This window comes from Kurthia sp. 11kri321 (assembly GCF_001534765.1).
In the GTDB taxonomy this organism is placed as follows: domain Bacteria; phylum Bacillota; class Bacilli; order Bacillales_A; family Planococcaceae; genus Kurthia; species Kurthia gibsonii.
The window spans coordinates 698,109-710,000 of sequence record NZ_CP013217.1 but is presented as its reverse complement, the minus strand read 5'-3'; the positions used below and the strand labels follow the sequence as shown (position 1 = coordinate 710,000).

Annotated in this window: 8 protein-coding genes and 2 rRNA genes (1 of these 10 cut by a window edge); 4 read left to right on the top strand and 6 right to left on the bottom strand. The window is 39.0% G+C overall.

The genetic code is table 11. The annotated features are described in order from the left end of the window. From ASO14_RS03680 to ASO14_RS03670, 3 genes are all read right to left on the bottom strand, one after another. A 23S ribosomal RNA gene (locus tag ASO14_RS03680) occupies window positions 1–411 on the bottom strand; it reaches 2,519 nt to the left of the window's first position. Between the two features lie 329 nt (window positions 412–740). Further along, a 16S ribosomal RNA gene (locus ASO14_RS03675) occupies window positions 741–2,288 on the bottom strand. The 16S and 23S rRNA genes sit together here, the layout of an rRNA operon. Before the next feature lie 345 nt (window positions 2,289–2,633). Then, window positions 2,634–3,533: a DMT family transporter gene (locus ASO14_RS03670; RefSeq protein ID WP_068451595.1), complete on the bottom strand. Its 900-nt coding sequence runs from the start codon at window positions 3,531–3,533 to the stop codon at window positions 2,634–2,636. Window positions 3,534–3,667: 134 nt separating this feature from the next. On the opposite strand from ASO14_RS03670, the gene ASO14_RS03665 reads away from it, so the two are divergent. The 3 genes from ASO14_RS03665 to ASO14_RS03655 are packed head-to-tail and all read left to right on the top strand — an operon-like array spanning window position 3,668 to window position 6,126. Further along, complete coding sequence (locus ASO14_RS03665; RefSeq protein ID WP_068451592.1) at window positions 3,668–4,387, top strand: MgtC/SapB family protein; 720 nt, start codon at window positions 3,668–3,670, stop codon at window positions 4,385–4,387. Window positions 4,388–4,404: 17 nt separating this feature from the next. Continuing rightward, window positions 4,405–5,394: a cation diffusion facilitator family transporter gene (locus tag ASO14_RS03660; protein ID WP_068451590.1), complete on the top strand. Its 990-nt coding sequence runs from the start codon at window positions 4,405–4,407 to the stop codon at window positions 5,392–5,394. A 9-nt stretch (window positions 5,395–5,403) separates the two neighbouring features. Then, the gene (locus ASO14_RS03655) at window positions 5,404–6,126 is read left to right on the top strand and encodes a metallophosphoesterase (RefSeq protein ID WP_068451587.1); all 723 of its coding nucleotides are present in this window, start codon (window positions 5,404–5,406) and stop codon (window positions 6,124–6,126) included. A gap of 99 nt (window positions 6,127–6,225) precedes the next feature. Here the strand turns inward: ASO14_RS03655 and ASO14_RS03650 are convergent, their stop codons facing one another. The 3 genes from ASO14_RS03650 to pruA all read right to left on the bottom strand — a co-directional run bounded on the left by ASO14_RS03650 (window position 6,226) and on the right by pruA (window position 10,423). Further along, entirely contained in the window at window positions 6,226–7,470 is a 1,245-nt protein-coding gene (locus ASO14_RS03650) for a Glu/Leu/Phe/Val family dehydrogenase (protein ID WP_068451584.1), read from the bottom strand. 128 nt (window positions 7,471–7,598) lie between these two features. Continuing rightward, window positions 7,599–8,792, bottom strand: a complete 1,194-nt coding sequence (locus tag ASO14_RS03645) for an ornithine--oxo-acid transaminase (RefSeq protein ID WP_068451581.1) — start codon at window positions 8,790–8,792, stop codon at window positions 7,599–7,601. Window positions 8,793–8,878: 86 nt separating this feature from the next. Next, window positions 8,879–10,423, bottom strand: a complete 1,545-nt coding sequence (gene pruA, locus ASO14_RS03640; protein WP_068451578.1) for an L-glutamate gamma-semialdehyde dehydrogenase — start codon at window positions 10,421–10,423, stop codon at window positions 8,879–8,881. 149 nt (window positions 10,424–10,572) lie between these two features. On the opposite strand from pruA, the gene ASO14_RS03635 reads away from it, so the two are divergent. Next, window positions 10,573–11,883, top strand: coding sequence for an AAA-type ATPase lid domain-containing protein (locus tag ASO14_RS03635; protein WP_068451575.1), 1,311 nt, complete (start codon window positions 10,573–10,575; stop codon window positions 11,881–11,883). The last annotated feature ends 9 nt before the right edge of the window (window positions 11,884–11,892 follow it).

Below are 11,892 nucleotides of genomic sequence, written 5' to 3'. Positions count from 1 at the left end.
TCCACTCTGGAGGGAATGAACTTTCAACTACGGGACTGTTACCCTCTATGGTAGGCCTTTCCAAGCCGCTTCATTTAACTCATTCCTTTGTAACTCCGTGTAGAGTGTCCTACAACCCCAAGAAGCAAGCTTCTTGGTTTGGGCTCTTCCCGTTTCGCTCGCCGCTACTAAGGGAATCGAATTTTCTTTCTCTTCCTTCAGGTACTTAGATGTTTCAGTTCCCTGAGTCTGCCATCAAAACGCTATGAATTCACGTTAGGATACTGTTCGATTAAAAACAGTGGGTTCCCCCATTCGGAAATCTCCGGATCAAAGCTTACTTACAGCTCCCCGAAGCATATCGGTGTTAGTGCCGTCCTTCATCGGCTTCTAGTGCCAAGGCATCCGCCATGCGCCCTTAATAACTTAACCTAATTGATTCCAATCTGCTGCGTAATACTTTGTCAGCTACACTTGTTCGAATGCTCATGTACGTATGTACACTCCGCTTCTCACTACGTTTGCTTTCGCGTCTTACTTGCATCTTGAAATAATTTTCACATAAGTTATTAAGCCTAAAAAATTAAAACTTAATAATTCAAAATCTATAAAAGAAATTTGTGTTTGTGTTACTTTCAATGTCGTTTTATCCAGTTTTCAAAGAACAAGGTTTGAAGATCATTTGTATGAGCCTTCAAAACTAAACAGCAAGTAAGATAATCTGTAGAAGACCCAAAGGTCTTTTCCGTTATATTCCTTAGAAAGGAGGTGATCCAGCCGCACCTTCCGATACGGCTACCTTGTTACGACTTCACCCCAATCATCTATCCCACCTTAGGCGGCTGGCTCCTTACGGTTACCCCACCGACTTCGGGTGTTACAAACTCTCGTGGTGTGACGGGCGGTGTGTACAAGGCCCGGGAACGTATTCACCGCGGCATGCTGATCCGCGATTACTAGCGATTCCGGCTTCATGCAGGCGAGTTGCAGCCTACAATCCGAACTGAGAACGATTTTATGAGATTAGCTTACCCTCGCGAGTTTGCGACTCTTTGTATCGTCCATTGTAGCACGTGTGTAGCCCAGGTCATAAGGGGCATGATGATTTGACGTCATCCCCACCTTCCTCCGGTTTGTCACCGGCAGTCTCCTTAGAGTGCCCAACTAAATGATGGCAACTAAGAATAAGGGTTGCGCTCGTTGCGGGACTTAACCCAACATCTCACGACACGAGCTGACGACAACCATGCACCACCTGTCACCAATGTCCCCGAAGGGAAAATCCTATCTCTAGGACGGTCATTGGGATGTCAAGACCTGGTAAGGTTCTTCGCGTTGCTTCGAATTAAACCACATGCTCCACCGCTTGTGCGGGCCCCCGTCAATTCCTTTGAGTTTCAACCTTGCGGTCGTACTCCCCAGGCGGAGTGCTTAATGCGTTAGCTGCAGCACTAAGGGGCGGAAACCCCCTAACACTTAGCACTCATCGTTTACGGCGTGGACTACCAGGGTATCTAATCCTGTTTGCTCCCCACGCTTTCGCGCCTCAGTGTCAGTTACAGACCAGACAGTCGCCTTCGCCACTGGTGTTCCTCCAAATCTCTACGCATTTCACCGCTACACTTGGAATTCCACTATCCTCTTCTGCACTCAAGTTCCCCAGTTTCCAATGACCCTCCACGGTTGAGCCGTGGGCTTTCACATCAGACTTAAGAAACCACCTGCGCGCGCTTTACGCCCAATAAATCCGGACAACGCTTGCCACCTACGTATTACCGCGGCTGCTGGCACGTAGTTAGCCGTGGCTTTCTAATAAGGTACCGTCAAGGTACGTTCATTTCCTAACGTACTTGTTCTTCCCTTACAACAGAGTTTTACGATCCGAAAACCTTCATCACTCACGCGGCGTTGCTCCATCAGACTTTCGTCCATTGTGGAAGATTCCCTACTGCTGCCTCCCGTAGGAGTTTGGGCCGTGTCTCAGTCCCAATGTGGCCGATCACCCTCTCAGGTCGGCTATGCATCGTTGCCTTGGTAGGCCGTTACCCCACCAACTAGCTAATGCACCGCGGGCCCATCCTACAGTGACGCCGAAGCGCCTTTCAACTTCAAAACATGTGATTCGAAGGATTATCCGGTATTAGCCCAGGTTTCCCTGAGTTATCCCGATCTGTAGGGCAGGTTGCCCACGTGTTACTCACCCGTCCGCCGCTAAATCAGAGAAGCAAGCTTCTCGTCATTCGCTCGACTTGCATGTATTAGGCACGCCGCCAGCGTTCGTCCTGAGCCAGGATCAAACTCTCCATAAAAGTAGTTTGAAAGCTCATTTGCTTTGCTAGCGTTATCTTTTGATAACAATTGCTTATTCACTTAACGTGATAAGACTTGTTTGTGATTATCTTCTTGCTTGTTTAGTTTTCAAGGTTCATTCACTAACTCGTGTTAGCGACTTTAATATCTTAACAAAACTTCAAGTTGTTGTCAACATATTTTTTATTTTTATTTTTCGTTGTTTTGTTAATAACTACTTTATACTACCATTTATGCTTCTAAGTTGTCAATAACTTTTTTAACATAATTTTCGAAGTATTATTTCGTTGCTTTCAACGTTGTCTTAACGACATATATAAATATAATATATGCCGTTAAGAAAATCAAGAGTTTTTCTGAAATAATTTCAAAAGTTTTTTACCATCTACTATATAAAGTAGAATACCAACAATTACAATACTTCCACCTATGTACTGTGTAGCGATTAATTTCTCTGCAAATATAAAGTAAGCTAAAATAGATGCGCCTACTGGTTCAAACAAAATAGCAATTGAAATCGTATTAGCAGATACATATTTTAAAGCCCAGTTAAATAAGTTGTGCCCCAATAAATTTGGTACGATGGCTAATAACACAAACCAGAACCAATCCATTGGTCTTGTAACAATAAAAGTTTCCCCTTTAATCCATACATAAAGAGCTAATGTAATTGTACTAACTGTGTAAACAATCATTGTGTATGTTGTCAAACCTACTCGTCTTCTCACATCTTGTCCGAATAACATATAACCTGTTACAAATGCACATGCAATTAAAGCTAATATATCACCGTAAAAGGCTGTACCCCCTACTTTAAAATCTCCCCAACTAATTAATACACTACCTCCAATAGCAATGGCCATTGCTAAAATCCCTTTTGCACCTACTCGATCTTTAAAGAAAAAATATGTACCAAAGACAGCGAATAAAGGCTGTAACGTTACTAATACAGTTGAACTCGCAACAGATGTATAGTTTAATGACTCAAACCATAAGATAAAATGAAATGCTAACAATACGCCTGCAATCGAAGAAAAAATCCAATCTCTTTTAACAAGCTGTTTTAATTCGTGTACATGACGGTTCAAAAATAACGGTAACATAATCAATACGGACAAAAACATACGATAAAAAGCTGTCGTACCAGCTGTTGTATCTGCTAACTTTACAAAGATTGCTGAGGCAGATACAGAGATGACACCGATAAAAATAACTATTAATGGATGCACTATTGGTTTCTCCATGATGTATAACACCCACTTCCTCTATATAACTTTTTCCATTTTATAGTACAATAACCTAAAACACTCACCTATCATATCATAGGTAGTTATGTTGTACGATGCTTTATAAATACTTATTTGAAAGAGTTGATTTTATGGAGTTTTTTGCAGATACAGCTTTTGTTTTAGAATCTACATTAAAAATGGCAATCGCTGCAATATTAAGTTTAATCATCGGGGTAGAGCGTGAATTAAAGAAGAAGCCTGTCGGTTTAAAGACATCACTTGTAATCGCAACATTTAGTTGTCTGTTAACAATTATCTCTGTACAAGCTGTTCATCAAGCAACGCCAGTTCCTGGTATTAACATTACAATGGATCCTCTACGTCTCGCTGCACAAGTAGTTAGCGGTATTGGTTTCCTTGGTGCTGGTGTTATTTTAAGAAGAACTGATGATACAATTAGTGGCTTAACAACTGCTGCTATGATTTGGGGCGCAGCGGGTATTGGTATAGCAGTAGGTGCTGGATTTTATATACCTGCGATTTTATCTGTCCTTGTAGTCTTACTTGGAGTTGAAGTCATTGCACCCATCTTTACAAAGTTCGGCCCGGAACGTCTTCGCTTGCAAGACGTCCAAGTATTGATTCGTTTGGAGAGTATGGAAGATATCGAAAAAGTGATTGATTATCTGGAAAGCAATGAGTTCATTATGGAGAAGTTAAAAATTAAGGACTTAGAATATCCAGATCATGTTGTTTACCATGAAATTAGTGTTCAACTCTCATTCGTTGAAAAAACAGATACTTTTGCTGTTTATAAAAAATTCAAATCACTTCCTTTTATTAATCATATTGAGGTAACTATTCTATAAGAAGAAAGAGGTTTCATATGAAAGAAATATTCCATTTATTAAAACAAGGTAATAAACCTTCTTTACTGGCTGCTATCGTCAATTTAGTTTTAGGCATTGTAAAAGGAGTTGCTTTTTTCTTTACAGGTAACGTTGCGATGTTCGCTGAAATGATGCACTCTCTCGGAGACGCAGCCAATCAGTTTTTTGTATTTATTGGTTCTGCCCTTTCAAAGAAAGCACCTACTCCAAAATTCCCAACTGGATTTGGTCGCGTTGTTAATCTCGTCTGTCTAGGTGCCGTATTAATTGTTGGTATTTTAGCTTATGAAACAATTGTAGAAGGAATTAATCATATTATTCACCCAACAACTTCTACAGGTTTATGGATTACAATCTCGGTTTTAGCAGTCGGGGTTATACTAGAAGGAAGTGTATTAATAAAAGCTGCAACTGAGATTGCACAAGATGCTGGAGAGAAAACAAATCCTCTAACAGCTATCCCAAAAGCGCTTAAACATTTAAAAAATGCGAAACCTGCAACGAAACTCGTCTTTATGGAAGACTCTGTTGCTACAGGTGGTGGTGTCATCGCGATTATCTCAGTTGTGATTTCTCACTTAACTGGATTTGAGGCTGCTGAAGGTATTGCTTCTATCTTAATTGGTTTAATGATGTTCTATGTTGTAGGTACTGTATTTTTAGAAAATGCACGTGGTGCAATCGGAGAAACAGATGAAGAAATGTTGAATCATATCGCTTATCTTGTATCAGATGATCCAAACATTCGTGACATTAAACGACTAGAAGTCATTAAAGAAGGTGAATTCCTACATGTGGAACTCATGGCAGAGGTTGATCCTACTTTATCTTTTGCATATGTCGATGATATTCGGGATCACTTAATGGAGATCTTACTCGCACAAAAGAAAGTATCACGTGTCACGATTCTTTTTGATGAAGATGATGGCGTAACAAATTGGCGACATATTGGCGAAAGACCTGACCAACTGAAAACGAAGGACTAGGAGGTTCATATGAGTCGAACATTATTAATTAGTGATATTCATGGTGAGTTATATCTTTTTAAAGAACTACTAGAACAAGTAAAATATGATGATGCTGATGATGCTAAAGATCAACTTATTTTATTAGGTGACTATATCGACCGTGGTCCTGCTTCAAAAGAGGTACTCGATTTTATTATGACGTTAAAAGAGAATGGCGCAAAAGCGTTGATGGGGAATCATGAGCAAATTATGCTCGATGTATTTGAAAAAGAGAATAAATACGAGTGGGATTTTTGGCTTTATACTGCGGGTGGTTTGGCAACGATGCGTAGTTATGGATTTACTGAAAAAGATTTAAAAAAAGCTGGCGATTTACATGACTTTTCTTTACACAATTTTTTATGCGAAGATCTTATCAAACATTTAGAGTTTATCCGTCATCTTGATACGTCGATTGAACAAGACAATTATATTTTCGTACATGCAGGTGTTGATCCACATATCCCTTTCAATCAAAATACGAAAAAGAGTTTGCTTTGGATTCGCGATGAATTCCACCAAAAATATGAGGGACAAAAAATAGTTATTTTCGGCCATACCCCTACAAAGCATTTACATCAAGATCGCTTGAATAATAAAATTTATTTTGGTGAAAATCGTATTATCGGCATCGATGGTGGTGCAACTTTCGGTGGACAATTGAATTGTCTAGAGCTCCCTTCTCAAAAAGTCTATTTTGTTCAAAAATAACAAAATAGTTCATTTCCCTTTTTAGTAAAATGAAAAACCGGAATCGCGACACAACGCGATTCCGGTTTTCTTATGTTCATATGATTGTTTTGGGAACAATTATACCCAGCCACGGAAGCGAGATGCTTCTGCTGTTTTACGAACGCCTACCATATAAGCTGCTAAACGCATATCAATATTACGTGAAGTGGCTACAGTATAAACATTATCAAATGCTTCTACCATCTTTTTAAGTAACTTTTCGTTTACTTCTTCTTCTGTCCAGTAGTAACCTTGATTGTTTTGTACCCATTCAAAGTAAGAAACTGTTACGCCACCAGCACTTGCAAGTACATCTGGTACAAGTAAAATGCCACGTTCATTCAGAATTTTTGTTGCTTCTGAAGTTGTTGGGCCATTTGCTGCTTCTACTACGATCCCTGCTTTAATACGATGTGCGTTTTCTGCAGTAATTTGGTTTTCAATCGCTGCTGGTACTAGAATATCACATTCTAATTCTAGTAATTCTTTGTTTGAAATTGTATTTTCAAATAGAGTTGTTACGGTTCCAAAGCTGTCGCGGCGATCTAATAAATAATCAATATCTAAACCTTCTGGATCATAAAGTGCACCGTAAGCATCTGAGATACCAACTACTTTTGCACCTAAATCACTCATGAATTTAGCTAAGAAGCTACCTGCATTACCAAAACCTTGGATGACAATACGTGCATCTTTAATATCAATGTTACGACGTTTTGCTGCTTCTTCAATGACGATTGTGACACCTTGTGCAGTTGCTTTATCGCGTCCTAAAGAACCACCTAATACAATTGGTTTACCTGTAATGAATCCTGGAGAGTTGAATTCATCCATTCGGCTGTATTCGTCCATCATCCATGCCATGATTTGAGCATTTGTGAAAACGTCTGGTGCTGGAATATCTTTCGTTGGTCCTACAATTTGACTTGTAGCTCGTACATAACCACGACTTAGACGTTCTAGTTCACCCATTGACATTTGACGTGGGTCACAGATTACGCCACCCTTACCGCCACCATATGGTAGGTCTACAATACCTGCTTTTAATGTCATCCACATTGATAAAGCTTTTACTTCTTCTTCAGAAACATTCGGGTGGAAACGTACGCCACCTTTTGTTGGTCCTACAGCATCATTATGTTGTGCACGGTATCCTGTAAATACTTTTACTTGTCCGTTATCCATTTTGACTGGAATACGCACTTCTAGCATACGAAGTGGTTCTTTTAATAATTCGTACATGCCTTCATCATAGCCAAGTTTTTGAAGAGCTTTTTTAATTACTTCTTGCGTAGATGTGAACAGGTTTAGATTTTCTGCCATTTGATTTTTTCGCCTCTTTACTATTTAATAATTTGCAATCATATGAGAAAGTATTTTTTTGGAAATCCCATCATATTGATTCGCACATATTGTAACACAGTTTAGTTCCATTTTCTCTTATTTTGGGTTTATTTTGAAAACACTTTTTGGATTCTTTCGATTGCCCAATCTAATTCTTCTTTTGTAATGACAAGAGGAGGAGCAAAACGGATAACTGTATCGTGTGTTTCTTTACATAATAGACCTAATTCCATTAATTCTTCACAGTATGGACGTGCTTCTACATCTAGTTCTAAACCGATGAATAAACCGCGACCACGTACTTCTTTAATATGAGGGTTTTTAATTTCACGTAATTTACCCATGAAGTATTCGCCTAACTCTTGAGAGCGTTCAGCTAATTTTTCATCTTTTAATACATTTAAAGCTGCAATTGATACGGCACAAGCAAGTGGGTTACCACCGAATGTTGAACCATGTGAACCTGGATTGAATACACCAAGTACATCTTTATCTGCTACAACACATGAGATTGGGAATACACCACCACCAAGTGCTTTACCTAAAATATACATGTCTGGGTTTACATCTTCCCATTCACAAGCAAACATTTTACCTGTACGTGCAAGACCTGCTTGAATTTCGTCTGCAATAAATAGAACGTTATGTTCACGACAAAGTTCGCGCGCTGCTTTTAAGAAACCAGCTGGTGGTAATACGATTCCTGCTTCACCTTGAATTGGTTCAATCATGAATGCTGCAGTATTTGGTGTAATTGCTTCTTTTAGTTGTTCGATATCACCGTAATCTACTAATTTAATTCCTGATAATAATGGACCGAATCCACGACGATATTCAGGATCTGATGTTAATGATACAGCTAACATTGTACGTCCGTGGAAGTTACCGTTACATGCGATTACTTCTGCCTGACCATCTGGAACGCCTTTTACATCATATGCCCAACGACGCGCAGCTTTGAATGCTGTTTCAACAGCTTCTGCACCTGTATTCATTGGAAGAACCATTTCTTTACCTGTTAATTCGCTAACAGCTTCATACCATGGACCTAATTGATCTGAGTGGAATGCACGTGAAGTTAATGTTACACGATCCGCTTGGTCTTTTAAGGCTTGGATAATTTTCGGATGACGGTGTCCTTGGTTTACCGCTGAGTAAGCTGAAAGCATATCCATATACTTGTTACCTTCTGGATCTGTTACCCATACACCCTCTGCTTCTGAAATAACGATTGGAAGTGGTAAATAGTTTTTTGCACCGATTGAGTTTGTTTGTTCAATAATATTTTGTGTAATTGTCATCTTGTTTTCCTCCTTGTTGTTTATATGTAAACGCTTTATAACAGTGGATAAAAATGAGGGGCGTAAAAACCCCTCATCCACATAAATTAAAATGCTTCTGAAACTGATTTTGATTGCATGTGTAATGTTAAGAAGTCTGGACCGCCTGCTTTCGAGCAAGTACCTGACATGTTATAACCACCGAATGGTTGGTAACCTACGATTGCGCCTGTGCAACCACGGTTAATGTATAAGTTACCTACGAAGAAGTCTTCGCGTGCACGTTCGATGTGTTCGCGGTTTGTTGAAATAACAGCACCTGTTAAACCGTATTCTGTATTGTTCGCAATCGCTAAACCTTCTTCAAAGTCTTTTGCTTTTGCAATCGCAACGATTGGTCCAAAGATTTCTTCTTGCATTAGACGAGCTGTTGGTGCAACGTCTACAACAACTGTTGGATGTACAAAGTAACCAACTGAATCATCTGCTGTACCGCCTACTGCAATACGACCTTCTTCTTTCGCTACATCGAAGTAAGAAGTGATTTTTTTGTATGCTGCTGCATCGATTACAGTTGCCATGAAGTTATCGCCATCTGTTGGATCACCGATTGTTAATTCTTTTGTTAATTCTGTTACACGTTCAACCACTTGATCGTAAACATCTTCTACGATGACTGCACGTGAACATGCTGAACATTTTTGACCCGAGAAACCGAATGCTGATTTTACAATTGCTTGTGCAGCTAATTCTAAATCCGCTTCTTTATCAACTAAGATTGTATCTTTACCGCCCATTTCAGCGATGACACGTTTAATCCAAATTTGTCCTTCATTTAATACAGAAGCACGTTGGTTGATACGTAAACCAACATCACGTGAACCTGTGAATGATACAAAACGAGTACGTGGGTGATCTACTAAGTAGTCGCCAACTTCTGCGCCAGAACCTGGTACGTAGTTCACTACGCCTGCTGGGAGACCTGCTTCTTCAAGAATCTCCATGAACTTATAAGCGATTACTGGTGTTGTTGAAGCTGGTTTTAATAGTACTGTATTACCTGTTACGACAGCCGCTACTGTTGTACCTGCCATAATTGCGAATGGGAAGTTCCATGGTGAGATGACTACGCCAACCCCTAGTGGACGGTAATCAAATTTATTGAACTCGCCTGGACGTGAAAGAACTGGTTTACCGTCTTTTAGTTCAAGCATTTGGCGTGCATAGTATTCGAAGAAGTCGATTGCTTCTGCTGTATCTGCATCTGCCTCTACCCATGGTTTACCTGCTTCAAGTGTCATCATCGCTGACATTTCATGGCGACGACGTTTTGTAATTTCAGCTACTTTGAATAGAATGTCTGCACGAACTGCAGGATCTACTTTACTCCAAGTTTTGAATGTTTCGTCTGCAACTTGCATTGCTTTTTCAGCTAATTCTTGAGTTGCTTTCGACACTGTACCTACAACTTCAGTTTTCTTCGCTGGGTTATAAGAAGTGATTTTATCTTCTGTAACGATTTTTTCGCCACCAATAATTAACGGATAATCTTTTCCAAGTTCTTGTTGAACTTTTTGGATGGCCTCTCTATATGCTTGACGATTTTCCTCTTTCGAAAAATCTGTTAATGGTTCTGTTTTGTATGGAATCATTTCTAGTCCTCCTTTGTGTGTTAAAAAGAAAGCGCAAAAAATATTTGCGTTTCTTTATCCTTTACACTTATAATAATGCAAGAGAATGTTGCGTTTTTCAAGAGAAAAATTGTAATTTTAACAAATTTTTTTACGGAGTGAGCGAAAATATGGAGAAAAACCTTGATTTAACAGTATTTTATGAATTTTTAACCGAACACTCGACAGTAGGGATTCATGCAATTAATGCACAGGGTCAAACGATTATTTATAATGAACAGATGAAAAAAATTGAAGGATTGAACTTAGAGGATATGTCAGATCGTTCCATCTTAGATATTTTTCGTTTTAATAATGCAGATGAATCAACATTACTTTATGTGTTGCAAACAGGTGAGCCTGTGTTGAATATTAAACAAACGTATTGGAATCATAATGGCCAAGAGATTACAACAATCAATGATACATATCCGGTTAAACAACATGATGAAATTGTCGGGGCTATCGAATTTGCACGTGATATTACAACACTTGAGAAATTAGTAAATCAACCTTTACAGCGTTACGGGGAACCCATTACATTTGATGTAATTACAGCTGTTTCACCTGAAATGAAGCGCGTCGTTCAAATTGCAAAAAAAGCTGCTATTGCTAAGTTACCCGTACTTTTAATTGGTGAATCGGGTACTGGAAAAGACTTGATTGCTGAAGGAATTCATTATGCAACTGTTCCAGTGCCTGATGAATTTATTACATTGTATTGCAATCGTTCTGATGAACATATGGTTGAGAAATTAACAAAGCAATTAGAAGAGCATAACAGTTGTACAATCTTTTGCGAACGAATCGAATTTTTATCGCTTGAGCAACAAAAAGGGTTACTTCAAGTACTTGAAACGTATTCAACAGAACATCTTTTCATCGCAAGCGTTGGCAACGATCCCATTGATTTAATTGCTGAACAAGTGCTATTAAAAGATTTATACTATTTCTTTGCATCTGTATCCATTACTGTACCGCCTCTACGTGAGCGTTTGAGCGATATGGGACCTTTCATTCAAGACTATTTAGCACGCTATCGTCGTATTTTCGGTAGTCAAATTAAAGGAGTCACAAATGAAGTAGAACAACTTTTCCAGCACTATGACTGGCCAGGGAATTTGAAAGAACTTGAAGTGTTATTAGATGAGATGAGTACGATGATTTCGAATGAGGAGTATATTACGTATGACTTACTACCACATCATTTTAAATTAAAGGTACAAGAATATCGTGATAGTACGCCCCTTCATGCAGAGGATTTTGTTATCCAAGCTGAACAAGAACTGATGCCTTTAGACAATTATTTACGTGAAGCAGAGGCCTATTATTTAAATAAGGTACTTGATAAATACGGTCATAACATTACAAAAGCTGCTGAGGCCCTTGGAATGAGTCGTCAAAACTTACAATATCGATTGCGTAAATTAAAAAATAATTAAATAAGGATT

Bases quoted from the DNA above. Each gene is read 5' to 3' on its own strand.
- ASO14_RS03660 (WP_068451590.1), top strand. From the start codon at position 4,405: ATGAAAGAAATATTCCATTTATTAAAACAAGGTAATAAACCTTCTTTA.
- ASO14_RS03670 (WP_068451595.1), bottom strand. From the start codon at position 3,533: ATGGAGAAACCAATAGTGCATCCATTAATAGTTATTTTTATCGGTGTC.
- ASO14_RS03635 (WP_068451575.1), top strand. From the start codon at position 10,573: ATGGAGAAAAACCTTGATTTAACAGTATTTTATGAATTTTTAACCGAA.
- ASO14_RS03665 (WP_068451592.1), top strand. From the start codon at position 3,668: ATGGAGTTTTTTGCAGATACAGCTTTTGTTTTAGAATCTACATTAAAA.
- ASO14_RS03655 (WP_068451587.1), top strand. From the start codon at position 5,404: ATGAGTCGAACATTATTAATTAGTGATATTCATGGTGAGTTATATCTT.
- ASO14_RS03650 (WP_068451584.1), bottom strand. From the start codon at position 7,470: ATGGCAGAAAATCTAAACCTGTTCACATCTACGCAAGAAGTAATTAAA.
- ASO14_RS03645 (WP_068451581.1), bottom strand. From the start codon at position 8,792: ATGACAATTACACAAAATATTATTGAACAAACAAACTCAATCGGTGCA.
- pruA (WP_068451578.1), bottom strand. From the start codon at position 10,423: ATGATTCCATACAAAACAGAACCATTAACAGATTTTTCGAAAGAGGAA.